The following is a 25,787-nucleotide window of genomic DNA, read 5'->3' as shown; positions in this document are numbered from 1 at the left end:
AGTCCGCGCCGACTACCGTGTCCGGGTGCCGAAGAACAGAAACACGTTCTCCTCCCTGACCGCCTGGCGACGCCGTGTTCTCGCCCGCGCCGTGCACCGCGGCTGGCGCTGGGTGCAGGACACGGGCGCGGTCACGGCGGAGCAGCCAGGACGGCTGCGCTTCCGCAGGCTCGGCACCGGGACGCGGCTCGCGTTCCCGCAGGGAACCGTGTTCGGCGAGGCGTGGATCGAGCTCGGTGACCACTGCATCATCGGCGAGCAGGTGACGCTGACGGCCGGCATGATGCCGGACCTCGACCTCGGGCCCGACCCCATCCTGACGCTCGGCAACGGCGTGGTGCTCGGGCGCGGCAGCCATGTCATCGCGGACACGACGGTGACGATCGGGTCGGACACGTACTGCGGCCCGTACGTCTACATCACCTCGACCAACCACAGCTACGACGACCCGCACACGCCGGTCGGCAAACAGTGGCCTCGGGCCGAGCCCGTGGAGATCGGTCCCGGCTGCTGGCTGGGCACGGGCGCGGTGGTCCTCCCCGGCGCGCGGCTCGGCCGCAACGTGGTGGTCGCGGCCGGCGCTGTCGTACGGGGTGAGGTGCCCGACAACGCGGTGGTCGCCGGTGCGCCCGCCAGGGTCGTACGGAGCTGGGACCCGGAGAAGGGGTGGCAGCCGCCGCTGCGGACGCCCGCGCCGGTGCCGATCCCCGACGGCGTCACCCCCCAGCAGCTCGTCGCGCTCGCGGAGCTGGAGGAAGGCTGATCGGCCCGTGACCAGGTCAGGCAGAGCCCGGCGGGTCGGACAGGGCCTAGGCCGTGTTTGAGAACTAGCGCCAGGCGGGAGTTCTCAAACACGGCCTAGCCGGTGGCCAGCAGCACCGTGCCGACGAGTGCGAGCCCGGCGCCTGCCGCCTGTACGGCGCGCAGCCGCTCCTTGAGCACGCCGCGTGCGGCCAGCGCGGTGACCACCGGATAGAGCGAGGCGAGCACCGCCGCGACCGTCACCGGGCCCTGCTGTGCGGCGATCGAGTACGTGCCGTTGGCGGCGACGTCCGCCAGGCCCACGAAGGCGAGGGCCGGCAGCGCATCGCGGACGACCCGCAGCCCGCCGTCCTCCGGCAGCGCCCGCGCACCCCGTTTCACCGAGACGTACAGGGCTGCGCCGCCCACCGCCACATTGGTGACGCGCTGCACGAGCAGTGCCAGGAACAGACCGGTGATGGTGGTCGACGCCTCGGCGATCAGCGCCATCACAGAACCGAAGCCGAAGGCCGCCAGCAGTGTCAGCAGGATCGCCTGCCGCTGGACGGGCGCCCCGCGCAGCTCGGGCCCGCCCGCGAGCAGTACGCCGACCACCGCCACCGCGATGCCCGCGAACTGCAGCAGCCCCGGCCGGTCCCCGACGAGCAGCCCCACCGAGACCGGTACGACGACCCCCAGCGAGCCGAGCGGAGAGACGACACCCATCGGGCCGAGTGCCAGCGCCTTGTAGAAGCTCAGCATCGCGACCGGGCCGACGACACCGGCAGCCACCGCGTACCAGAGCTGGGGACCGGCTTCGCTCCAGCCTCCTGTCGCGATCACGATCGCGCCGAGCACGACCACCGCGATCGTCTGCGACACCACGACCACGGTCAGCGCGGGCGTACGTCGTGTGAGCAGCCCGCCGCCGAAGTCGGCCAGGCCCCAGAGGAGGCTCGCGGCCAAGGCGAACAGTGCCGTCATGGATGCCTCGCAGTACAGTTCGGTGAACGATCGGGTGCACCACACCGTAGTGCATTGTATTGAACTCTGCCATTCATGATATTGGACGGAATGTGTCGGACCTCGACCAGCTCACGCAGTCGCTCGCCCGTAACCTCAAGCGCTGGCGCGGCGAGCGGGGCTTCACGCTCGACGCACTCGCGGCGCGCTCCGGGGTCAGCCGCGGCATGATCATTCAGATTGAGCAGGCGCGCACCAATCCGAGCGTCGGTACGACGGTGAAGCTCGCCGACGCCCTGGGTGTCAGCATCACCACGCTCCTCGACTTCGAGCAGGGCCCCCAGGTCCGGCTCGTACCGCAGGAGCAGGCCGTCCGCATGTGGTCCACCCCGGGCGGCAGCTCCACCACGCTGCTCGTCGGAACCGAGGCCCGCGGCCCCCTCGAACTGTGGGCCTGGACGCTGATGCCGGGCGAGGAGAGCGCCTCGGACCCGCACCCCGACGGCACCGTCGAGCTTCTGCATGTCACCGCGGGCGAACTCACTCTCGTCATCGAGGGGGAGTCCCACAGGGTCCCCGCCGGCACGTCGGCGACCTTCGAGGCGAACGTCCCGCACACCTACCGCAACAACGGCACGGAGAAGGTCGAGATGACCATGGCCGTGTCCATCCCGCCCGTACGCTGAGACGCCCAATCGGGGCGCGCCGGACGGCTGTTAGCGTGACGGGTATGCGCGCACCCATCGGAGACTTCGACAACGCCCGGCCCGCCCCGGACTGCCTCGACGAACTCACGCCGCCCGTCGCCGAGGCGGTGCGCGGCTGGAGCGGAGACGTCCCGGCCGAGCAGCTGCTGTACGTCGACACCGACCCGCGGATCGCCGACACGGCGGTCTTCGTCGAGCACCACGGCGCCGACCTCCTCGACACGTCCGCGAACTGCGTCGTCGTGGCCGGCAAGCGTGGCGGCGAGGCGACCCTCGCCGCCTGCGTCGTCCTGTCCAGGACCCGTGTCGACGTCAACGGCGTCGTGCGGAAGCAACTCGGCGCCCGCAAGGCGTCGTTCGCCTCCATGGACAGCGCCACCGGCGAGACCGGCATGGAATACGGCGGCATCACACCGATCGGACTCCCGGCCGGCTGGCCGCTGCTCGTCGACGCGGCCGTCGTCGACACCGAGTGGGTCCTGATCGGCAGCGGGCGCCGCCGCGGCAAGCTGATCGTGCCCGGAAAGGTCTTCGCCGGCCTGCCGGGGGCGGTGATCCTGGAGAACCTCGGCGTCGCCTAAGGGCTGTCCCGCAATACCCGGCGGACCAGCGCGCGGCGTCGATGCATGGGGTCTCCCCAGGCCCGGAGGGCCGAGGGGACGCATCGCAAGGCGGTGGGGGCACCTCCCAGCGGTAGCTGGGGGAGATCGCCCTCGGACTGGACGTACTTGGGCGACTCCGACAACGCAGCGAGGTGCCGTAGCTGTCGTCGTGCGCCGGTGGGTATTGCGGGACAGCCCTTAGGGCCTGTCGTTCGGATCTTGCCGGGCTCGCGTGCCCTGGCACGCGGCCGGTGTCATACCCCACCCTGCCCCGTGAGCCAGTCGGTGATGTGGGCGGCAGTGGTAGAGGCGTGCTGGTTGATGAGGGTGAAGTGGTTGCCCAGCACGGTGAGGGTGGTGGTGACGTGGGGAAGGGCTGTCTGCCAGTCGTCCGGCCCCCTGTCCGTCCCGTGCGGGACGGACAGGGGTTCCGAGGCGCGTAGGAGCAGGGTCGGGAAGGGCGTGGGGCCGGGGGTCCAGGTGCGCAGGAGCCGCTCCATCCAGGCGTAGGCGGACAGGTCCGTGGCGGTGTAGCTGCCGGCGACGTGCTCGCGCTCGTACAGGCCGTGCCACAGGTGGGGACGGAGCGCGCGGGCGGTGGGGGTTTCCAGGATGTAGGTGTCCAGCAGGACGACGGCCTGCACGGGCGTGCCGTGGTCGGCGAGGTAGCGGGCGGTCTCGTGAGCGAGGATGCCGCCGGATGAAGTGCCCAGGAGGATCACCGGCTCGGTGCTGTTGTCGCCGCTCCGGGCGTCCACGGCCCGGGCCAGCCCCTCGACGAGTGCTTCCCGGGTGGCGGGGAGTACCTCGTCGGTGCCGAAGCCGGGAGGCGTCAGGCAGGAGACGGTCCAGTCTTCGGGGAGCGCCTGGGCGAGCGCGAAGTAGGTGTCGGGTCCGGTCAGGGGTACGACGGGGGCCACGCAGACCAGGCGGGTGCCTGAGGTGGCGGCGGTGAGCCGGTCGACGGTGGGCGGAACGGGCCCGGTGCTCTTGGGCCGCAGGGCGGCGAGGTCGAAGAGCAGGGTTTCGGCGTCGTTCATGCGGCCGGTCTGCACGGCGTCGCGGTGGAGGCGTGCGACCAGGTCGGTCGGTGAGGCGCCGCCGATGCCGCTGTCCTCTGCCGGCGAGGCGAGGTGGTCGAGGAGATGCTCGGCCAGTTCGGCCGGGGTGGGGTGAGTGAGCACGACGGTGCTGGGCAGCGCCGTGCCCGTCGCCGCGGCAAGGCGGTTGCGCAGATCGACCGCGGCGAGCGAGTCCATGCCGTTGTCGCGGAACGCCGCGTGCTCGTCGACCGCCTCGTCGGAGGAGTGGCCGAGCGCCACCGCGGCCTCGCTCCGCACCAGGTCCACGAGCAGTCGCCGCTGCTCCGCGGGGGGAAGCTTCCGCAACCGCACCGTGAACTCGCCGTCGTCGCTCGTGGGTGCGGGCTCGTCGAGGCGCCGTGCCTCCGGCAGCTCGCTGAAGATCGGGCTGGGACCGGCCGCGGTGACGACAGGGAGGTAACGCTCCCAGTCGATGTCCACGACCGTCAGCGCGGTCTCCTCCTCGTGCAGTGCTTGGGCGAGCCCGGCCAGTGCCAGGTCGCCGTCGAGGAAGGACACCCCGCCGCGGACGAGTTGCTCGCCGTCCTGTTCAGTCATCTGACTGCGTGCCTCCTCCCAGGGGCCCCAGGAGATCGCCGTCGCGCAGGCCCCGCGGGCACGGCGCTGTGACGCCAGTGCCTCCAGGTACGCATTGGCCGCCGCCTGTGCCGCGTGGTCGCCGACACCCCAGACACCGGCCACCGACGAGACCAGCACGAAGGCGTCCAGGCCGGTGTCGTCGAGCAGCTCGTCGAGGTGCGCGGCGCCCGCCACCTTCGCATGCGCCGCGTCGGCGAAATGGCCGAGGCGCTCCGTGCCCAGCGGCCCAAGGGCGCGCGTCCCCGCCAGGTGCACCACCGCACGCACCGGACTGCCGTTCGCCGAGAGCCGGTCGAGTACCGCGGACACGGCATCCCTGTCGGTCAGATCGCACCGCACCACGTCGACGGTCGCCCCGTGAGCCCTGAGCTCCGCTGTCAGCTCGGCCGCCCCCGGTGCCGCCGGGCCACGCCGGCTCAACAGCACCAGATGCTCGGCTCCATGCCGGGCCAGCCACCGGGCGGCCCGGCTGCCCAGCGCCCCGGTGCCGCCTGTCACCAGGGTCGTGCCGCCGGGCGTCCAGGTGCCGGGCGAGTCGGCTCGTGCCGGTGCGCTCACCAGTCGCCGGACGAGGACGCCAGAGGATCGCACGGCCGCCTGGTCCTCCCCCAAGCCCGCTGAGAGGAGCGAAGCGAATCGCCCGGCGGCCTCCGGGTCGAGCCGCTCGGGGAGGTCGGCCAGCCCGCCCCGCAGCGATGGTGCCTCGAGTGCCGCGGTCCGTCCGAGCCCGAGCACCATCGCCTGCCGCGGGTGGCGCACCGGGTCGGCCGGTCCGGTCGCGACTGCGCAGCGGGTCACCGTCCACAGCGGGACTTCGGCGCCGGACCTCATCAGCGCCTGGACCAGCGACACGGTCAGCGCCAGACCGGCGGGCAGTGCGGGCTCGCCGCCGTCCGGCTCCTCGGCCGCCGCGAGCAGCGACAGCACCCCGGCCGCACGGTCGACGTCGCCGAGCCGTGCCGCCAGCAACTCGGGATCGGTGCAGGTCCCGTCGAGGACCACTCGGCGCACCTGGGCGCCGTGTGCGGTCAGTGCGGCCAGCACATCCGCATCGTCGACACCGTCCGTGGTCACTACCAGCCATGTTCCGGTCAGTGACGGGTCGGCGGGGACGCGCAGGGGTGTCCATACGGTCCGGTAGCGCCATGTGCTGATCAGTGAGTGCTCGTCCTGCCGCCTGCGCCACGCCGACAGCGCCGGGAGCACCGAGTCGAGCGCGTCCTTGGATTCGGCTTCGAGGCCGATCAGTGTGGCGACCTCGGCGGCGTCCCCCCGGCCCACGGCGTCCCACAGCGGCTCGTCGGTGGAGTCCGCCGTGCGGAGCGTCGAGGCGGGCGGGGCTGTCGGCGCCGGCGGCGCTGTCCAGTAGGACTCGTGCTGGAAGGCGTAGGTGGGCAAGTCGACCGTACGGCCGCCGGAGAGCACCGTGCTCCAGTCGACGGGAACGCCGTGGGCGTACGCCTCCCCGAGCGAGCGCAGGACACGGTCCCAGCCGTCGTCGTTCCGGCGCAGGGTGCCCAGAGTGACCGCCGGGCTGCCCGCGTGCTCGATGATCTCGCTGGTGCCGACCGCGAGCACCGGATGCGGACTGACCTCGATCATGAAGCCGTATCCCTCGCGCACGAGACCCGTCATCGTCTCGGCGAAGGACACGGTCTGCCGCAGGTTCCGGCACCAGTACCGGGCGTTCAGCTCCTCCGTGTCCAGGCGGCCCCCGGTCACCGTGGAGTAGAACGGCACCTCCGACGGGCGGGGCCGCACCGGAGCCAGCATCTCGAGCAACTCGGGCTCGATCTCGTCGGTGTGCGCCGAGTGGGCGGCGAAGTCCACGCCGGCCAGCCTCCAGCGCATGATCCCGGCCGCGGACAGGCCGCGCTCGACCTCGTCGAGAGCGGCCGGATCACCGGAGATCGTCACCGTCTTCGGTCCGTTGACGGCCGCGATCGACACCGCGCCGGACACCCCGTCCAGCAGCGCCCGTATCTGCTCCGGCGACGCCATCACCGACATCATCGCGCCACTGCCGGACAGGCGTTCGCGGATGAGCCGGCTGCGCAGCGCCACCACGCGGGCACCGTCGTCCAGCGACAATCCGCCACTCACGCAGGCGGCGGCGACCTCGCCCTGGGAGTGACCGATCACAGCGGCCGGCTCGACACCGAACGAGCGCCACAGGGCGGCGAGCGAGACCATGATCGCCCACAGTACGGGCTGCAGCACATCGGGCCGCCCCTCGATCGGGGGAGCACCGGGCTCGCCGCGCATCACGCCGGTGAGCGACCAGTCGAGGTACGGGGCCAGGGCCGCCTCGCACTCGCCGACGCGGGTGGCGAAGACGGGCGAGACGTCCAGCAGCCCGGCGGCCATCCCGCTCCACGACGCGTCCTGCCCCGGGAAGACGAAGACCACTGGGCCGCGCTCGGGCGCCGTTGCCCGCAGCACGGCGGGATGCGAGGTGCCCTCGGCCAGGGCCGCCAGGCTCTCGCGCAGCGCCGCGCGGCCGTCGCCGACCAGCACCGCCCGGTGTTCGAGCGCGGCACGGGTCGTCGCCAGCGAATAGCCGACGTCCATGGGCCGAAGCCCAGGGTGGTCGTCCAGGTGCGCGAGCAGTTTCCCGGCCTGGGCGCGCAGCGCGCCCGCCGACTTGCCCGCCACCGGCCATGCCACCGGCTCCTCCGACGCCGGACCCGCGAGTGAGGGCCGGTCGGCCGGCGTCGGAGCCTGCTCCAGGATGACGTGCGCGTTGGTCCCGCTCATTCCGAACGCCGACACCGCGCCCCGCCGCGGACGCCCGAGCTCGGGCCACGGTACCGACTCGGTCAGCAGGCCGACCGCGCCCGAGTCCCAGTCGATACGGGAGGACGGCTCGGCGACGTGCAGCGTCTTCGGCAACTGGCCGTGGCGCAGCGCCATCGCCATCTTGATGACACCCGCGACACCGGCGGCGACCTGGGTGTGTCCGATGTTGGACTTGACCGAGCCGACCAGCAACGGCGGGTTGCCGCCCCGGTCCTGGCCGTAGGTGGCCAGCAGCGCATGCGCTTCGATCGGATCGCCCAGTGCCGTGCCGGTTCCGTGTGCCTCGACGGCGTCGACGTCGGACGTCGACAGCCCGCCGTTGGCGAGGGCCTGCCGGATGACCCGCTGCTGCGCAGGACCGCTCGGCGCGGTCAGCCCGTTGGAGGCGCCGTCGGAGTTCACCGCCGACCCGCGGACGACCGCCAGCACCCGGTGGCCGTGCCGGACTGCGTCCGACAGCCTCTCCAGCACCAGGAGACCGGCGCCTTCGGCGATGCCCATGCCGTCCGCGGACTCGGCGAACGCCTTGCAGCGCCCGTCCGGTGCCATGACGCGGTGCCTGCTCAGTGAGACCAGGACGTCCGGGCCGCTCAGCACCGTCGCGCCGCCGGCGAGGGCCAGGGTGCTCTCTCCCGAGCGCAGCGACTGGCACGCCATGTGGAGCGCGACCAGGGACGACGAACAGGCCGTGTCCACCGTCACGGACGGCCCACCGAAGTCGAGCATGTAGGCGAGGCGGCCCGACAGGACGCTGGGGATCGTTCCGGTGAGCTGGTACCCGTCGGAGTCCGCCGAGGCCCCCGCGCCGTACTGCTGGGCCATTGCCGAGACGAACGTGCCGGTCAGGCTGCCCCGCAGGGACGCGGGGTCGAGTCCGGCGCGTTCCAGCGCCTCCCAGGCGAGCTCCAGCAGCATTCGCTGCTGCGGTTCCATCGAGGCCGCCTCACGCGGGGAGATGCCGAAGAACGCTGCGTCGAACCCGGCCGCGCCGTCGAGAAAGCCCCCCGCCGCCGAGTAGGTCCTGCCTGCGCGGTCCGGGTCGGGGTGGTACACGCCTGGGTCCCAGCCACGGTCGGCGGGCAGCGGGGTGACGGCGTCCTTGCCTGCGGCCAGCAGCTCCCACAGCTGCTCGGGCGAGTGCACCCCGCCGGGGAACCGGCAGCTCATTCCGATGATCGCGATCGGCTCCGCATCGGGTGCCCCGGCCGCCGGGCCGCCCGCCGTGACCGGGGTCGGCTCGGGGCCCTCACGCCGCTCGTCGACCCCGCCGCCCAGCTCGGTCCACAGACGGGCGGCCAGTGCTTCCGGCGTCGGACAGTCGTAGATCAGGGTCGAGGGCAGGCTCAGGCCCGTCCGTTTCCTCAGGCTGTTCCGCAACTGGCCGGCGGTCAGGGAGTCGAAGCCCATGTCCTTGAACGTCCGACCGCCCCCGATCGTCGCCGGACCCACGTGCCCGAGCACCGCCACCACCTGCTCGCGCACCAGCTGCAGCAGGGTGGCACGGGCCTGGTCGGGAGTCCGCCCGGCGAGCAGGCCGGAGCCGCTACCGGTGGCGGCGACCCGACGGGCGGGCCCGGCGGGGACCAGGCCGCGGAAGACGGCAGGCACGGTGTCACGCGCGCGCACGGCAGCCCGGTCGACCCGTGAGGCAACGACGGATGCCTCGCCCGCCGCACCTGCGGCATCGAACCAGGCCAGTCCCTGCTCGACGGAGAGCGTCGGCAACCCTGCCCTCGTGATCCTCCCCATCTCCGCCGCGCTCAGCCCAGCGGACATACCGGCGTCCTGCGGCCATGGTCCCCAGCCGATGGACAGGCCCGCGAGCCCTTCGGCGGCCCGCCGCTGCGCCAGCGCGTCCAGGAACGCGTTCGCCGCGGTGTAACCGGCCTGTCCCGCGTTGCCAAGGACACCGAACACCGACGAGAACACCACGAACGCCGTCAGGCCGCGGTCGCGCGTCAGTTCGTGCAGATGCCACGCGCCGTCCAGCTTCGGACGGAACACCCCGTCCAGCCGATCCGGGGTCAGCGCCCCGACCAACCCGTCGTCGAGCACACCGGCGGCGTGCACGACACCGGTCAGCGGGTGCTCGTCCGGGATGCCCTCCAGCAGGGCGGCCAGGGCTGCGCGGTCGGAGACGTCGCAGGCGGCGACGGCCACCCGGGCGCCCTGCCCGGTCAGCTCGGCCACCAGCTCGTCGGCGCCCTCCGCGGCGGCGCCCCGACGGCCGACCAGCAGCAGGTGACGGACCCCGTGCGTGGTGACCAGGTGCTTGGCGACCAGCGCGCCGAGGCCGCCGAGGCCGCCGGTGACCAGCACGGTGCCGTCGCCGTCCCACACCGTGCCCGGCGCCGACGGGTCCGGGGCGTCGGCGGAGGCCAGGCGAGGTACCAGCAGCTCACCGGCGCGCAGCGCCAACTCGGGCTCATCGCAGTCCAGCGCCGCACGCAGCCTTCCCGCGGCAGCCGACACCGGATCCCCGCCGTCCGCGGGGTCCAGGTCGAGCAGCACGAAACTGCCGGGGCTCTCCTGCTGGGCCGAACGCACCAGCCCCCACACCGATGCTGCCACCACGTCAGGCTTCGCTCCGGGGGTGGTGGCCACCGCTCCGCGGGTCACGAACACCAGCTGGGGGCGTCGGCCGTCGCCGTCGCCGCCCTCGTTCCCGTTCCCGTTCTCGTCCTCGTCCTCAAGGTGCTGCCGCAGCGCGTCGAGTACGGACGCGGTGACGGCACGGACCGCGTCCGGCACCGGCACGCCGGCGGGCGCGGTGACCGGGAGCAGCACCGCCTTCCCGGCCGCGACACGGTCATGCCCGGCGGTGTCCGGCACCGGGGCGGGCAGCCAGTCCAGACGCAGTAGCGGCTGCGCGGCCGTGGTCCCCGCGGTGTCGACCGCCGGCGGGCGTAGCACCAGCGTGCGCACCGACACCACCGGATCGCCCGCGGCGTCCGCCGCGGTCAGCGTGACCGTGTCATCGCCCGTCCTGCGCATCCGCACCCGCAGCACCGACGCACCCACGGCGTGCAGCGACACACCGGACCAGGCCGACGGCAGCCGCGCGCCGTCCGAGTCCACGAGCCCGGTCAGCGACACGATGTGCAGCGCCGCATCCAGTAGCGCGGGATGGAGCCGGAAGGCGTCGGCATCGTCGGCGACGTGCTCGGGAAGCACGACCTCGGCCAGCACCTCGTCGCCCGCCCGCCAGACCGCCCGGACACCCCGGAACGCCGGTCCATGAGCAAGTCCGGTATCATGCCGCCCTTCGTAGAAGCCGTCCAGGTCGACCGGTACGGCGTCCTTGGGCGGCCAAACCAGCCCGTGACCGGCGTCGGCCGCGGACGTACCCGGCGCGAGTACGCCGGTGGCGTACAGCGCCCATGGCCCGTCCGGCATGTCGGCGGGCCGCGAGTAGACGCCCAGGGTGCGTCGGCCGTCGTCGCCGGGGCCGCCCAGGGTTACCTGGATCCGCACACCGCCGTCGCCCTGCCCGGACAACACCAGCGGTGTGACCAGGGTGAGCTCCTCGACCAGACCACAGCCGACCTCGTCGCCCGCCCGTACCGCGAGCTCCACGAACCCCGCCCCGGGGAAGACGACTTGCCCGGCCACCACATGGTCGGCCAGCCACGGCTGCGCCGTCACCGACAGCAGGCCGGTGCAGTGCAGACCACCGGTCTCGGGGAGCTCCACGACCGCGCCGAGCAGCGGGTGCGCCAAACCGCTGAGCCCTGCCGAGGCCACGCCGGCCCCCGAGGCCTCGCCCGCGGGCGTGATCCAGTACCGGTCCCGCTGGAACGCGTAGGTCGGCAGCGCGACACGGCGCGCGCCGGTGCCGGCGAACGTCTCGGTCCACCGGACCGGCACGCCCCGCACGTACAGCCGGGCGGCCGCGGTCACCGCCGTGGACTCCTCGCCACGGTCCCTGTCCAGCAGCGGCACCGCCTCGATGCCCGCAACGCCGGTCAGGGCATCCTGCGCCAGTACGGACAAGGTTGCGTCCGGGCCCAGTTCGAGGAATGTGCGCGCGCCGGCCGCGGCCGCGGCGCCGACCGCGTCGGCGAACCGCACGGTCAGCCCGACGTGTTGGACCCAGTAGTCAGGTGTGCAGATCCGCTCCGCACCGATCGGCTCCCCGGTGACGGTCGAGACGATCGGAATGCGCGGCTCGCCGAAGGCCAGACCCTCGACGACCGCGCGGAACTCGTCCAGCATCGGTGTCATCAGCGGGGAATGGAACGCGTGGCTGACCCGCAACCGAGTGGTCCTGCGGCCGTCGGCCGTGAACCGGTCCGCGATCGCCTCCACCGCGGCGGTGTCCCCGGACACCACAACCGCCTGCGGGCCGTTGACCGCGGCGAGTCCCACCCGGTCCTCGGAGCCTGCGAGCAGCGGCACCACCTCGTCCTCAGTGGCTTGCACTGCAATCATGGCGCCGCCTTCCGGCAGCGCCTGCATCAGGCGTCCGCGTGCGGCGACGAGTCTGCACGCGTCGGGAAGGGACAGCACCCCGGCCACGTGTGCCGCCGCGATCTCTCCGACTGAATGCCCGACCAGCAGATCAGGCACCGCCCCCCACGACTCCACCAGCCGGAACAGGGCTGTCTCCAGGGCGAACAGCGCGGGCTGGGCGTACTCGGTACGGTTCAGGAGCCCCGCGTCGTCGCCGAACACCGCCTCGCGCAGCGGCCGTTCCAGTTCTCCGTCCAGCAGCGCGCAGACCTCGTTCCACGCCGCCGCGAACACCGGGAACCGGGCGTGCAGCTCGCGACCCATGCCCAGCCGCTGCGCGCCCTGGCCGGCGAACAGCAGCGCCACGGGGTCGGGGTCGCCCACCACCGTGCCCTCTGCCACCTTCACGGTCCGCCCGTCCGAGCCCTCGGTCACCCGGACGGTCCGCCCGTCGCCGCCTTCCGTGCCGTCGGTCGCGGCCAGCAGTACCGCTCGGCACTCCAGCTCGGAGCGTGTCGTCGTCAGCGAGTACCCGATGTCCAGCGCCGCCGCGCCGGTGTCGGCCATGAAAGCGGCCAGCCGGTCCAGTTGGGACTCCAGCGCTGCCTCGGTGCGCGCCGACACCGGCAACGGCACCACTTCGGGCCCGGCCTCCGCCCGGAGCGCGGCCGGTGGGTGAGCGGCGGCGGGCTGTCCGGGCCGGTCCTGCGGTGGCTGCTCGATGATCACGTGCGCGTTCGTGCCGCTGATCCCGAACGACGACACGCCTGCGCGGCGGGGCCGCTCGACCTGTGGCCACGGCGCGGACCCGGTGAGCAGCTCCACCGCCCCGGCCGACCAGTCCACCTGCGACGACGGCGTGTCCACGTGCAGCGTCCGAGGCAGTACACCGTGCTGCATCGCCAGGATCATCTTGATGACGCCCGCGACACCGGAGGCGGCCTGCGTGTGCCCGATGTTGGACTTGAGCGACCCCAGAAGCAGCGGACGGTCCCGGTCCTGCCCGTAGGTGGCGAGCAGCGCCTGAACCTCGATCGGGTCACCCAGCCGGGTACCGGTGCCGTGCCCTTCGACCGCGTCCACGTCCGACGGCACCAGGCCGGCACCGGCCAGGGCCTGGCCGATCACCTGCTGCTGCGAGATTCCGCTGGGCGCGGTCAGGCCGTTCGACGCTCCGTCCGAGTTGACCGCGGAGCCGCGCAGTACCGCCAGCACCCGGTGGCCGCCCCGGATCGCGTCCGACAGCCTCTCCAGCACCAGTACGCCCACGCCTTCGGACCAGCCGGTGCCGTCCGCGGCCTCCGCGTAAGCCCTGCAGCGGCCGTCGGGCGAAAGACCGCCCTGCCGGGCGAACTCCACGAAGATCCCGGGCTCCGACATGACGGTGACACCGCCGGCCAGTGCCAGGGAGCACTCACCGGCTCGCAGCGCCTGCGCTGCCAGGTGCAGCGCCACCAGCGACGAGGAGCACGCCGTGTCCACGGTCAGGGCGGGCCCCCGCAGCCCCAGGGCGTAGGCGATCCGGCCGGAAAGGACGCTCGGCGAAGTGCCGGTCAGCAGATACCCTTCCGCGTCACCGGAGCTGTCCTGCAGCCGCGGACCGTAGTCCTGGGCCATTGCCCCCACGAACACCCCGGTCCTGCTGCCGTGCAGTGACGACGGAGCGATCTCGGCCCGTTCCACCGCCTCCCAGCTCACCTCCAGCGCCAGCCGCTGCTGGGGGTCCATGGCCTCCGCCTCGCGCGGCGAGATCCCGAACAGTGCCGCGTCGAACCGGTCCGCGTCGTACAGGAACCCGCCCGGCCTGCCGGCCGGCATCTCCGGCGCCCAGCCTCGGTTGGTGGGCATGCCGGAGATGGCGTCCTCTTCGCCCGACACCAGGTCCCACAGTCCCTCCGGCGAGTTCACCCCGCCGGGGAAGCGGCAGGCCATACCCACGATGACAACCGGTTCGTCCGTCACGACGGCACCGGGCGCCGACGACGCGGCACCGGTTTCCGGGCCGGTGAACTCAGTGGCCAGATGATCCGCGAGCCGGTCCGGCGTGGGATGGTCGAACAGCGCGGTGTTGGGCACCCGCAGTCCGGTCGCGGCCTTCAGCCGGGTCACCAGCTCGACCGCCATCGCCGAATCGAAGCCCAGTTCCCTGAAGGACCGCGCCGGATTCACCTGCTCCGAGGAGGTGAAGCCCAGCACCACCGTGGTCTCCGCGCGAACCAGCCGCCCCAGGCGGGCGCGCGTCCACGGAGCGTCGGACTCCGAACGGCCGGGCTCCGGAACGGCAGCGTGTCCATCCGGTCCGGCAGCGTGCCCGTGCACGACCACCGGAGCGGCCGGGGCGGCGTCCTGCGCCGCGGCACCGCCGGCCGGCTCGTCGAGCCAGTACCGCTCCCGCTGGAACGCGTACGTGGGCAGCGGCACCCGCTTGGCGCCGGTCCCGGCGAACGACCGCGACCAGTCGACCGGCGCGCCGCGGACGAACAACTCGGCCAGACAGCTCAGGAACCGGTCCGCTCCACCCACTTCCCGGCGCAGCGTGCCGACGGCGACGGCCTGACCGTCCGCCGCATCGTCGATGATCTCCTGCACCGCTGCGGTCAGCACGGGGTGGGTGCTGACCTCGACGAAGAACCGGTGGTCCTGCCCGAGCAGCGCGCGGACGGCCGGTTCGAAGCACACGGTCTGTCGCAGGTTGCGATACCAGTACCCGGCGTCCATACCGGTGGTGTCCAGCCGCTCGCCGGTCACCGTGGAGAAGAACGGCACCTCGGCCTGGCGGGGACTGATGCTCTCCAGCGAGGCCAGCAGCTCCTCGCGGACCGGCTCCACCTGCGCCGAGTGCGAAGCGAAGTCAGCGGCGATCCGCCGCACCCGCACGTCCTCGCCCGCCAGTTCATCGAACAGCCCGTCCAGCGCCTCCGGATCACCGGAGACCACCACCGAGGCCGGCCCGTTCACCGCCGCGACCGACACCCGGCCGTCCCAGCGGTGGAGCCGTGACTCGACCTCGCCGTGGGGCAGCGACACCGACAGCAGGCCGCCCGTCCCCGCCAGACGGCGTGCGACGATCTGGCCGCGCAGCGCCACGACCCTGGCCGCATCCTCCAGTGACAGCGCACCGGACACGCACGCCGCCGCGATCTCCCCCTGGGAATGCCCCACCACCGCGTCCGGGACCACTCCGTGCGCCTGCCACACGGCCGCGAGGGAGACCATCACCGCCCAGGAGGCGGGCTGGAGCACGTCCGCACGTTCCAGCGACGGCGCCCCTTCCGTCTGCTCCAACACCTCCGGCAGCGACCAGTCCACATAGGGCGCGAGCGCGGCGGCGCACTCGGCCAGCCGCTCGGCGAACACCGGGGACTCCGTCATCAGCCGGATGCCCATGCCCGCCCACTGCGCACCCTGTCCGGGGAACACGAACACCGTCTTGCCCTCGACGTCGGCGACGCCCCGGACCACGCCTGTCGCGGACTCGCCGTCGCCCAGCGCCGCCAGCGCGTCCAGGGCACCCGGCCGGTCCGGCGCGAGAACGACGGCGCGGTGGTCGAGCGCAGTTCGGGTGGTCGCCAGGGAGAAGCCGACGTCCACCGGGTCGAGTCGCTGGTTCTCCGCCAGATGGGATGCCAGGCTGACGGCCTGCGCACGCAGGGCGTCCCGGGTCCGGCCCGACAGCGGCAACGGCACGGCGCCACCGGCCATGAGGGCACTGTCCGCCATGCCGGCGCCCTCGCGCGCGCCCGCACTGTCGGGCGCCGGTTCGGCAGCTGACACGACCAGGTGGCAGTTGGTGCCGCCCACGCCGAACGATGACACTCCGGCCAGGGCACGGCCGTCGCGGTAGGGCCAGGGACGGTTCGATGTCACCACGTCCAGGTGCCACTCGGCGAAGCGGATCCGCGGGTTGGGCAGTTCGAAGTTCAAGCTCGCCGGGAGTTCGCCGTTGCGCAGCGACAGCACGACCTTCAGGAGGCCGGCGATTCCCGCGGCGCCCTGCAGATGCCCCACGTTCGTCTTCACCGAACCGACCAGCAGCGGGCTGCCGTCGGAACGGCCCGCCCCGTACACGGTGCCGAGCGCCGATGCCTCCACCGGATCACCCACCCGGGTGCCGGACCCGTGCAGCTCCACGTACTGGACCGCGCCCGGGTCGACGCCCGCACGCCGGCACGCCGCCTGCAACACCGCCTGCTGTCCCCGGGGGTCGGGGGTGGTCAGGCCCTCGCTGGGGCCGTCGTTGCCGACCGCGCTCCCCTCGATGACGCAGTGGATCTCGTCCCCGTCGGCCAGCGCCCTCGCCAGCGGCTTGAGCAGCACCATGCCCGCACCCTCGCCGCGGACGTACCCATTGGCGCGCTCGTCGAAGGTGAAGCAGCGGCCTTCGGGGGACAGGGCACCGAGCTGGGCCTCCGCCACTGCGCTGTCCAGCACCAGGTTGAGGTGGACACCTCCGGCCAGCGCCATCGCCGACTCCCCGCGCCGCAGGCTCTCGCACGCCAGGTGCACCGCCACCAGCGACGACGACTGCCCGGTGTCCACCACCAGGCTCGGTCCCCGAAGCCCCAGGAAGTAGGACAACCGGTTCGCGATCAGGCTGCGGTTCTGACCGGTCAGGGTGTGATGCCCGATCGCCGTTGGTCCCCCGCGCCGGGCCAGTGCGCTGTAGTCGTCCGCGGTCACGCCGACGAACACCCCGGTGTCGCTGCCCCGAACCGCAGCCGACGCTACGCCCGCGTCCTCCAGGACCTCCCAGCCCAGCTCCAGTGCGAGGCGCTGCTGTGGGTCCATCGACCGCGCCTCACGCGGAGAGATCCCGAAGAACTCGGCGTCAAAACGATCGACTTCGACCAGGAAGGCGCCCCAGCCGGTCTCGCCGTAGGCAGCTGCCTCGTTGCTCCACCGCCCCGGCGGTACCTGCGACACGGCGCTCACTCCGCCGGTCAGCAGCTGCCAGAACCGCGCGGGGTCCTCTGCGGACGGCAGCCGGCAGGACACCCCCACCACGGCGATGGCGTTGTCCCTCGCATGGATTCGCTCAGCAGACGTGGACTCGGATCGGTTCACGGCACCGTTTCCCCACTCTTCGTCTTCGCAGGCTCGGCGGGGAGAGGGCGTGTGACGGGCACACGTCCGGCCTCCTGGAATCCGGCAACACCGGCTTGCCGTTCGAGCCGTGATCAGCAAGGCATTGATACTACACATTAATCGCGCAACACCAGTCCCCTTGGCTCTGGTTTTGGTGCGGCTCGCCACTCCATCCGTGATTTGCAGATGCGTACAACACGGCTATTACTTCTCAGCGCGATGGCGAGGAATGCTAAAAGTTTCCCCGAACCCGAACCTTCGATGTTTGAAAACACCTCCGGTTCCATTACCGTGGGAACCCGGTCGGCGGAAAAGGGCTTCCGAAGCCGAGCCGCCCGTCCATGAGAAACCGACGCGGTGACACTGAGCAGAAGGTGGGGGAATGCGGCCCAGGATCGACCCGCAGGACGTAGAGGACTTCGCCGCCACGCCTGCCGGCCAGACCTATGCGCAGACGGTGAGTCAGATGCTGAACGGGCTCCTCGCGGACCGGCCTGCGCCGAACGTCCTGCGGACCATCGCCAACCACCCGGCGCTGCTGCCGGCGATGCAGCCACTGATGTCACACGTGGCCGGCGGCGTCCTCCCGGCGCACGAACGCGAGATCGTCATCCTGCGAACGGCATGGCGTTCCCAGGCCCCGTACGTCTGGGCCCACCATCACGCCGCGGGACTCTTCGTCGGGCTGAGTGAGACGGTGATCGCCGCAGTCGCCTCCGAGGACATCTCCGGGTGGATGCCCTTCGAAGCCGCCCTCCTCACTGCGGTCGATGAGCTCCACGCCAGGTCAACGCTCTCCCCTGGCACGTGGCAGCAGCTCGCCGAGCGCTACAGCAAGGAGCAGCTCCTCGAACTGCTGGCTCTCATCGGAACCTACAAGACCCTGGCATTCATCCTGAATTCCTGCCTTGTTCCGATCGACACCTGGCTGGAACATCCGGCGCCGCTGCCCGCGGACCCGGGGCGTATGAAGTCGGGCAGGCATGCGCGCCCGCAGGTGTCGTTTGTGCCAGGGCCTCGTACCGAGGCGTGAAACCGACGTCTCGTGTCGCGGAACGGCGCGGGCCGCTGCGTATATCGCAGCGGCCACTCAAGGCACCGTTCAACTGTCGAGCGCACCAAAGATATTTGCTAGTAGAAATGCGCGACCTGATCGGTCAGGGTCTATTTATCCCCTCGCTGGAGGAGAATCTCACCCTTCTCAAGCGCCGTGCCTGATCGTTATGGCCGACGAATTTCCGCGGGAATTCACACGGTTGCCGCTCACTCCCGCATCCGCTGTTTCTTGCGGATCAGCGTGATGCCGTCCGCCATGGGGACCAGCGACATCTCCACCCGCGGATCGTCGCGGACCAGCATGTTGAACGCGCGGATCGCGGCGGTGTCGGCGTCCTGCGCGTCGGAGTCTGCAACCCTTCCGAAGAACAGGGTGTTGTCGACCACGATCAGGCCCTGGTCGCCGAGGAGAGTCAGCGCCATCTCGTAGTAGTCCTGACAGCGCTGCTTGTCGGCGTCGATGAAGACGAAGTCGAACCCACCGGGGCCCTCGTCCGCGATCATGGCCTTGAGGGTGTCGGTCGCGTCACCGATCCGCAGATCGATCTGCCCGTCGACGCCCGCCCTGGTCCAGTAGTCGGCGCCGATCCGCGGCCAGCGGTCGGTGATGTCGCAGGTGACGAGCCGTCCGCCGGGAGCGAGCGCACGGGCCAGGCACAGGGTGCTGTACCCGGTGAACGTGCCGATCTCCAGGATCCTCCGGGCCGGGGTGAGGCCGGCCAGCAGCGTCAGCAGCTGACCCTCCTCGGGCATGACCTGCATCGCGCTGCCCGCGAGAAGTTCCGACGTCGTCTCACGTAGCTTCCGCAGGACCTCGTCCTCGCGCAGGGAGGACTCCCGGATGTACTCCGAGAGCCCGGCCGGGAGACCTATCTGGTTCGCCATGCGTGATCCATCTTCTTTCATCGACACCCGGTCGGGGGCTCCCCGACCGGGGAGCGCTCAGGCGCCCTGCAGGCTGACGGCGTGCAGATTCATCGTGGGCGGCGGGGCGCAAGGCGCCGGAAGCAGATGCAGCCGCTGGATGTCCTCGTGCGCGGGCGCGGGCAGCCCGGCTCGGCAGTCGCACGGCTCGTCGGTGAACCCTGCGAGCCGGTAGGCGATTTCCATGATCCGGTTGCGCTCGGTCCGCCGGAAGTCGGCGACCAGGTGCACGCCTTGGTGAGCGGCCTGGTCGACGAGCCAGCCGAGGATCACCGAACCGGCGCCGAACGACACCACCCGGCACGACGTGGCCAGAAGCTTCAGATGCCAGACGTGTGCGTGCTTCTCCAGCAACTCGAGGCCGACCGCGCCGTGCGGCCCGAACCGGTCGGTGAGCGTGGTCACCAGCACCTCGTGGCGTGGATCGGCCAGCAGCGTGCGCAGATCGGAGATGGAGTAATGCACTCCCGTGGCGTTCATCTGGCTGGTGCGCAGCGTCAGTTCCTCCACCCGGGACAGCTCGTCCTCGGTGGCGCGTTCGATGCGCATCACCAGGTCCAGGGAGCGCAGGAAGTCATCACTCGGCCCCTGGAACTCCGCCTCGGCCGCCTTCCGCCGGAATCCGGCCTGGTACATCTGCCGGCGGCGGCGCGCGTCCACGGTCACCGTCGCCGGACTGAACTCCGGCAGGGCTGCGAGCTCGGTCAACTGCTCGGCGGCGTAGCAGCGGACCGCCGGCAGATGGAACTGGACTTCCGCCCGCTCCGCCGGCTGGTCGTCGACGAAGGCGACAGTGTCGAGCGCGAAGTCGAGCTCGGCTGCGATCTCCCGCACCGAGCCCGACTTCGGGCCCCAGCCGATGCGCGGCACAACGAAGTACTCGGCGACACCGAGCGCCTCCAGTTGCTTCCACGCCTGGTCGTGGTCGTTCTTGCTCGCCACCGACTGCAGGATGCCGCGGCTGTCCAGTTCGGCGATGAGCTCGACGACCGCGGCAGGGAGCGTCACCACGCCGTCTTCCAGCAGCGTGCCCTGCCACAGGGTGTTGTCGAGGTCCCACACCAGGCACTTCACGATCGGGGCCTGTTCAGCCACGGCTCCTCCTTTGTCTCATGTCACCGTCATCGACACCGCGTGGTCGGCAAGGATCAGCTGGCAGATCTCCGTACTGCCCTCGATGAGCTCCATGAGCTTCGCGTCGCGGTACGCGCGCTCGACCACGTGGCCCTCGTGCGCGGCTGCCGACCCCAGGACCTGCACTGCCGCGGCAGCGCCCTGCGCGGCCTGGACGGCGCTCACCTGCTTGGCGAGGACAGAGGCGACGACCATGTCAGGAGAGCCGCCGTCCCAGCACCGGCTGGCGTGTTCACACACCCGGGTGGCGATCTGCTCAGCGGTCAACAGGTTCGCCAGGTGGCGGCCGACGAGTTGATGGCCGGCCAGCGGTTTTCCGAACTGCCGCCGGGTCCGGGCGTGATCACGGGCGGCGTCGAGACAGGCCCGGAGGATGCCCACGCAGCCCCAGGCGACCGACATTCGCCCGTACGCCAGCGCGGTTGTCACCAGGAGCGTCAAAGGCTGCCCGCCGCCGAGTACCGCACTGGCGGGCAGCCGCACATCGTCGAGCCGTACGTCCGCGTGGCCCGCCGCCCGGCAGCCGGACGGCTGCGGAACCCTGCGTACGGTGACGCCCGGAGCCGACGCGGGCACCACGACAGCGGCCGCCCCGGAGCCATGGCGTCCGACGACGACGATCATGTCGGCGTAGTGGGCCGCGGTAGTCCAGACCTTCTGCCCGCGGACGACGACGGCGTCACCATCGGGTTCGATGGCCGTGGTCATCGCCGAAAGATCGCTGCCTGCCTCCGGCTCGCTGAACGCGACGGCGGCGAGCCGGCCACCGGCCAGTGCCGGCAGGTACTCCGCGTGCTGTTGCGGGTTGCCCAAGCGCTGGATGGTCCACGCGGCCATGCCCTGCGAGGTCATCACGCTCCGCAGCGAGCTGCATCGGCTGCCGACGTACGCGGTGAACTCGCCGTTCGCCGCGCTGCCCGCCCCGGGTCCGCCGAACGCCTCCGGCACCTCCGCGCACAGCAAGCCGCGGACAGCCAGCTTTCGCAGTACATCGTCGGGGATCAGACCGGCCCGGTCCCACCCCGCGGCCCGGTCACCGACAAGGTCGTCGACGATCTCTCGGGCGTCTGCGAGCGGCTCAGGCATCGGCGGGCTGCTCGGCGCCGCGCAACCGCAGCACCAGGGCGGTCATGGACTGGACGGTGCGGAAGTTGTCCCGCTTCAGGTCGTCCCCCAGGATCTGCACGGAAAACGCCCGTTCCAGATGGACGACGAGCTCCATCGCGAACAGCGAGGAAACCAGCCCGGACGCGAAGAGGTCCTGGTCGGCGGGGACGTCCGCCCCGACCCGCCGCGAGATGAACGCCGTGATCTCCTGCGCGGTCCCCTCAGCGGTGACTGCCTGCTCCATACTCACGAAAGCACCTCTCCATAGTCGTAAAATCCGCGCCCCGTCTTGCGCCCCAGATAGCCGAGGCGCACCTTCTCCACGAGTAGTTCGCAGGGCTCGAAGGTGGAATTTCCGGTCCGCTCGGCAAGCAGTCGAAGAGCGTCCGCGAGATTGTCCAGTCCGATCAGATCGGCGGTGCGCAGCGGACCGGTGGGATGGCCGAGACATCCGTGCATCAGACGGTCCACGGACTCGACGCTCGCGACGCCGTCGGCCACGATTCTCGCCGCTTCATTGATCATGGGATGCAGCAGCCTGCTGGTGACAAACCCCGGCGCGTCGCGCACGAGGACCGTTTTCTTCCCCAGCCGACCCAGAAAGGACTGGACCGCGGCCATGGCGTCGTTGCCGGTCTGCGGGCCGCGGACAACCTCCACCATCTCGATGAGATAGGCCGGATTCATGAAGTGCACCCCGGCCAGTTCCGCGGGCCGCTGCACCGACTTCGCCAGTTCGGCGATGGGAATACCCGATGTGTTGGTGATCAGCGGGATCCCAGCAGGGACCGTGCTGGAGATCTCTGCCAGTACTCGCGCCTTGAGCGAGGCATCCTCGGTGATCGCCTCGATCACTACGGTGGAATCTGCCACGCCCTCGCTGGACAGCGTCGTTGTCAGTGTTCCGGTGGCCCCGGAGCCGGGGAAGGCGCCCATCAGCTGCCCGTGCCGCAATTGCTCGCTGATTTCCGCTCGGGCGTTCTGCAGTATGTTTTCCGAGACGTCGACCAGCGCAACGTTCATCCCGCAGCCCAGTGCCAGTGCGGTGATGCTGCGTCCCATTACCCCTGCACCGAGAACGGCAATCGTATCCGATTGTGAATTCGACACACCTGCCTCCAAACGTCATTCAATTGAGCACGCCTCCACAAGGGTGGCGCCGACGGTCGCGCGCTCCAATCCCCCAGCATCTCCCCGGTTGCCCCGGTCAAATCCCGGCATCGGAAGATGCTTTGCGGATCCTCAACAGGAGAGTAGGCAACTGGCAACCTAATTGGTCGAATTCTCGCTGAGAGGTTAAGTACGGTCCAATCCCCGCGTCAACCCCTAGCCGTCCCCTATGCCCCCCTGGCGGGGTCAAGGAATGATGGGCCGGCCGGTATTTCGTCACTCAGTCGAACGGTAAGGGAAATCCTGCCCGCCATCGAGAAGGACGTGAAAATCAGAGGAATACTCCTCGTGTCCTTCCCGGACTTTTGTCGATGAATGCGCAGATCTCTTCGCCGCTCACCGACGGGTCGGCGTCGACGATGTCCTCCGCCGTGATCAGCCGCACCGCGTTCCAGGGCCCCGATGTGCTGGACACGGTCGTCGAGTTCTGCAGCCCGGACGTCAACCGACGCGGCCCGCAGTGGTGGTTGGAGCCTCCCCCCCCGCACGGCACAACAGCCGAGAGCTCTGAACCACTCGGTCACCGTCAGGTTCCCCAGTCACCGAAAAGTGCGTTCTTCCACGTCACCGCACACTCTCCTACGGTTTCCGAGGAACCACCTGAGAGCGTTTGCGTCTCGGGTTTGTGGAAGCGAGCTCACGGGCTCTCAGGCAAGAAGGCAGGCAGCATGGCCACCACCCTGGTAAACCCCGAAGGACTGCCGAAGGTCGACATCTACCGGCAGGTGTCGATCGCGACCGGGTCGAGGCTGGTCCACATCGCCGGCCAGGTCGCCCGCGATGCCGACGGTGGCCGAGTCGGCGAAGGTGACCTCGCTGCTCAGGTCGAGCAGTGCTACCTCAACATCGCCACCGCCCTGGCCGCGGTCGGCGGTTCCTTCGACGACGTGGTGAAGCTGACCGTCTACGTGGTCGACTTGACCCCCGACAAGATGCCCCTGTTCCTGGAGGGGGTCGCCCGGGCGGCCGCGAGGCTGGGGGTCACCCCTATCCCGCCGCTCACAGGAGTGGGTGTCGCTGCACTGGCCGAGCCCGACCTCCTGGTGGAGGTCGAAGCCACCGCAGTCCTCGACTGAGCGCACCGCCTGTCGGGCGCGCTGGTGCTGGAGGGGCTCGGCGCGGCTGGGTCCCGGCCGGTGACCGGCGTTCCGGCCACCGGGCGCGTCAGCCCAGTCGCGGGATCTCGATCGCCGGTGGGAACGAGAGCCCTGGAGCGGCTATCCGCGTACCCGCGCTCGACCTGGCCGGGATCCTTCCGGCAGATGGGCGAGATCGCCGGCGCCGTGCATGGGGGTGCGCGACCCGCACTTCGGCCCGGTCGCCTGGCCCGGGCACGCGATCCTGGCGGAGGGGGTGCTCGCCGCGCCAGGGTCTCCGCGAGCCCAGTGCTTTGGCGGCCCACGCTTCCCTTCGCTCTGCGGCCTCAGCGACCTATTGGGCGAAAGGCGTCATGCGAGGCTCATCGAATGGTTACGTTGTCCCGGTCGCCGATGTTCGCGGCGGTGACCGCGACGACCAGGGGCAGGCCAAGGCAGTCGGTCACGATGTGCCGTTTGCGGCCCGCTACCTTCTTCCCGCCGTCGTAGCCGCGTGAGGAGGCAGGCACCGAAGCCGCGGCCCGCACCGACTGCGCGTCGATGATCCCCGCGATCGGCTCGGCCTGACGGCCCTCGCGTTTACGGACCCGACCGCTCAGCCGGTCGTGGAACTCTGCGATCAACCCGTGCTCGCGCCAGCGGCGGAAGAAGGCGTAGACCCGGCCCCACACGGGGAAGTCCGCGGGCATCGCCCGCCAGGAGATCCCGCCCGCGACCAGGTAGCGGATTGCATCGATCATCTGACGGTGGCAGTAGCCCTCGGGCTGCCCGCCCCTGCCCTGAAGCCAGGCCGGTACTGGCAGCAACTGCCGCACGGCCGCCCACTCCGCGTCCGTCATGTCCGTCGGATACCGGCGTACCGGTCCGGGTGATCGGCCGCATTCCCGTACACGTGCGCGAGGCAATCACACGACCGGGCGGCCGAGTTGAACTGGATGGGCGCGGGCGCGCGCAACAACGACAACAGGGCCTTCCGGCATTGCTCGGTTCGATTCGCATCCCGAGCTAAGGGCTGTCCCGCAAGTCGGGGCTTCTTCCCAGCGACTGGGCCTCAGTCGATATCCCCGGCCTGTGACCGCGTGCTGTGGCAGCCTGCTGTCATGCCAGCAGAGCTGAGAGAACATGCAGGTCGTCACTACGCCATCCAGTTCCACTACGCTTTGCCCGACGATTCCTGGGCTGTGGAGCTGAGCGCGGCTGTGCCTGCGCCAGCCGCGTGGGCTGAGACGCCCAACGCGGCGACCCATCTGCCCGGGCCAGCCTTCCTGGTGGCGCTGATCCCCGACGAGGACCCTGATCTGGAGCCGACCGTCCGCATCTATAGCCCTGACGAGCACGTCATCCCCTACGAGATCATGCAATGGTTCATGCAGCAGGTGGCTGACCAGGTGGAACGCTGCCGCATCGCGTTCGAGCAGGGTGAACCCGAAGCAGTGGAATGATCATGCAGTGGCTGGTGTGATCACGGCGTCGGAGCCGTCCTGGATAGGCCCGTTTACCGGGCTGAGCCCGCGACAGTTCGGGAAGCTCGTGACAGCGCTGCGGCGGGAGGGCGCCTTCGGGGTGTCCAAGTCGGCGGCGGACCGCATCATCGACCATCTCGGGCCGATGCTCGCGCTCCAGCCCCGCAAACGGTTCGCCAAGGACACCGTGCTCATCGTCGACGGCACCCTTGTCCCCACCCGCGACCACACCGTGGCCGAGCAGTCGGAGAACTACCGGTACTCCACCAATCACCAGGTCGTCATCGACGCCGACACCCGCCTGGTCGTCGTGGTCGGCCGGCCCCTCGCCGGAAACCGCAACGACTGCAAGGCATGGGAGGAATCCGGTGCCAAAGCCGCCGTCGGCAACACGCTGACGATCGCCGACGGCGGCTATCCCGGCACCGGGCTCGTCATGCCCCACCGACGACGCAAGGGCGAAGAGCTTCCGGACTGGAAACAGGAACACAACAAGTCCCACAAGCAGGTCCGTGCCCGCGTGGAGCACGTTTTCGCCCGCATGAAGAACTGGAAGATCCTCCGCGACTGCCGTCTCAAAGGCGACGGCGTCCACCACGCCATGCTCGGCATCGCGCGCCTGCACAACCTCGCCCTCGCCGGATAGGTGAGCGGGCCTCACAGCGGCCAACCATGCCCGAGGCAACCCGAAGATCATTTACGGGACAGCTCTTAGAGGAGCTAACACAATGACTGGACGCGTCGGTAGGTAATGACGCAGCAGGCCAGCTTCAGGAAGGCTTCGTGAATGTCGTCGCGGATGTCC

Annotated in this window: 16 protein-coding genes; 7 read left to right on the top strand and 9 right to left on the bottom strand. The window is 70.8% G+C overall.

Annotated features, from left to right (window positions below; genetic code table 11):
- The first annotated feature begins 25 nt into the window (after window positions 1-25).
- Window positions 26-763, top strand: a complete 738-nt coding sequence (locus ACZ6ZQ_RS36755; RefSeq protein WP_469772880.1) for an acyltransferase — start codon at window positions 26-28, stop codon at window positions 761-763.
- A 95-nt stretch (window positions 764-858) separates the two neighbouring features.
- On the opposite strand, the gene ACZ6ZQ_RS36750 is transcribed toward ACZ6ZQ_RS36755, so the two are convergent.
- Window positions 859-1,725, bottom strand: a complete 867-nt coding sequence (locus ACZ6ZQ_RS36750) for an EamA family transporter (RefSeq protein ID WP_469772897.1) — start codon at window positions 1,723-1,725, stop codon at window positions 859-861.
- A gap of 92 nt (window positions 1,726-1,817) precedes the next feature.
- Between ACZ6ZQ_RS36750 and ACZ6ZQ_RS36745 the strand changes: the two genes are divergently transcribed.
- Window positions 1,818-2,390 (top strand): helix-turn-helix domain-containing protein, encoded by a 573-nt coding sequence (locus ACZ6ZQ_RS36745; protein WP_469772879.1) that lies wholly within the window; start codon window positions 1,818-1,820, stop codon window positions 2,388-2,390.
- A gap of 44 nt (window positions 2,391-2,434) precedes the next feature.
- Window positions 2,435-2,992 carry a YbaK/EbsC family protein gene (locus tag ACZ6ZQ_RS36740; protein WP_469772878.1) on the top strand — a complete coding sequence of 186 codons (558 nt, stop codon included), beginning with the start codon at window positions 2,435-2,437 and terminating at the stop codon, window positions 2,990-2,992.
- Between the two features lie 275 nt (window positions 2,993-3,267).
- Here ACZ6ZQ_RS36740 and ACZ6ZQ_RS36735 read toward each other — a convergent pair whose 3' ends face one another.
- Window positions 3,268-17,010 carry a type I polyketide synthase gene (locus ACZ6ZQ_RS36735; RefSeq protein ID WP_469772877.1) on the bottom strand — a complete coding sequence of 4,581 codons (13,743 nt, stop codon included), beginning with the start codon at window positions 17,008-17,010 and terminating at the stop codon, window positions 3,268-3,270.
- Window positions 17,011-17,413: 403 nt separating this feature from the next.
- On the opposite strand from ACZ6ZQ_RS36735, the gene ACZ6ZQ_RS36730 reads away from it, so the two are divergent.
- Window positions 17,414-18,064, top strand: coding sequence for a carboxymuconolactone decarboxylase family protein (locus ACZ6ZQ_RS36730; protein WP_469772876.1), 651 nt, complete (start codon window positions 17,414-17,416; stop codon window positions 18,062-18,064).
- Window positions 18,065-18,294: 230 nt separating this feature from the next.
- On the opposite strand, the gene ACZ6ZQ_RS36725 is transcribed toward ACZ6ZQ_RS36730, so the two are convergent.
- The 6 genes from ACZ6ZQ_RS36725 to ACZ6ZQ_RS36700 all read right to left on the bottom strand — a co-directional run bounded on the left by ACZ6ZQ_RS36725 (window position 18,295) and on the right by ACZ6ZQ_RS36700 (window position 22,837).
- Window positions 18,295-18,972, bottom strand: a complete 678-nt coding sequence (locus ACZ6ZQ_RS36725; protein WP_469772875.1) for a class I SAM-dependent methyltransferase — start codon at window positions 18,970-18,972, stop codon at window positions 18,295-18,297.
- A gap of 57 nt (window positions 18,973-19,029) precedes the next feature.
- Window positions 19,030-20,106, bottom strand: coding sequence for an HAD-IIIC family phosphatase (locus tag ACZ6ZQ_RS36720; protein WP_469772874.1), 1,077 nt, complete (start codon window positions 20,104-20,106; stop codon window positions 19,030-19,032).
- Between the two features lie 15 nt (window positions 20,107-20,121).
- Window positions 20,122-21,231, bottom strand: a complete 1,110-nt coding sequence (locus tag ACZ6ZQ_RS36715; RefSeq protein WP_469772873.1) for an acyl-CoA dehydrogenase family protein — start codon at window positions 21,229-21,231, stop codon at window positions 20,122-20,124.
- Window positions 21,224-21,496, bottom strand: a complete 273-nt coding sequence (locus ACZ6ZQ_RS36710) for an acyl carrier protein (protein ID WP_469772872.1) — start codon at window positions 21,494-21,496, stop codon at window positions 21,224-21,226. Before ACZ6ZQ_RS36710 ends, ACZ6ZQ_RS36715 begins: the two co-directional genes overlap by 8 nt.
- Window positions 21,497-21,498: 2 nt before the next feature.
- Window positions 21,499-22,362, bottom strand: coding sequence for a 3-hydroxyacyl-CoA dehydrogenase family protein (locus ACZ6ZQ_RS36705; RefSeq protein WP_469772871.1), 864 nt, complete (start codon window positions 22,360-22,362; stop codon window positions 21,499-21,501).
- 331 nt (window positions 22,363-22,693) lie between these two features.
- Window positions 22,694-22,837: a hypothetical protein gene (locus tag ACZ6ZQ_RS36700; protein ID WP_469772870.1), complete on the bottom strand. Its 144-nt coding sequence runs from the start codon at window positions 22,835-22,837 to the stop codon at window positions 22,694-22,696.
- A gap of 253 nt (window positions 22,838-23,090) precedes the next feature.
- Between ACZ6ZQ_RS36700 and ACZ6ZQ_RS36695 the strand changes: the two genes are divergently transcribed.
- The gene (locus ACZ6ZQ_RS36695) at window positions 23,091-23,498 is read left to right on the top strand and encodes a RidA family protein (protein WP_469772869.1); all 408 of its coding nucleotides are present in this window, start codon (window positions 23,091-23,093) and stop codon (window positions 23,496-23,498) included.
- A 383-nt stretch (window positions 23,499-23,881) separates the two neighbouring features.
- On the opposite strand, the gene ACZ6ZQ_RS36690 is transcribed toward ACZ6ZQ_RS36695, so the two are convergent.
- Window positions 23,882-24,358 carry an IS5 family transposase gene (locus tag ACZ6ZQ_RS36690; protein ID WP_469772868.1) on the bottom strand — a complete coding sequence of 159 codons (477 nt, stop codon included), beginning with the start codon at window positions 24,356-24,358 and terminating at the stop codon, window positions 23,882-23,884.
- Window positions 24,359-24,619: 261 nt separating this feature from the next.
- Here ACZ6ZQ_RS36690 and ACZ6ZQ_RS36685 point away from each other — a divergent pair, with 261 nt between their 5' ends.
- Window positions 24,620-24,961 (top strand): hypothetical protein, encoded by a 342-nt coding sequence (locus ACZ6ZQ_RS36685; protein WP_469772867.1) that lies wholly within the window; start codon window positions 24,620-24,622, stop codon window positions 24,959-24,961.
- A 7-nt stretch (window positions 24,962-24,968) separates the two neighbouring features.
- Window positions 24,969-25,628 (top strand): transposase, encoded by a 660-nt coding sequence (locus ACZ6ZQ_RS36680; RefSeq protein ID WP_469772866.1) that lies wholly within the window; start codon window positions 24,969-24,971, stop codon window positions 25,626-25,628.
- Window positions 25,629-25,787: the final 159 nt, after the last annotated feature.

The sequence above is a fragment of the Streptomyces sp. NPDC053673 genome, from assembly GCF_055585225.1.
Note: the sequence above shows the minus strand (reverse complement) of the source record. Positions and strands in the feature narration are given on the sequence as shown.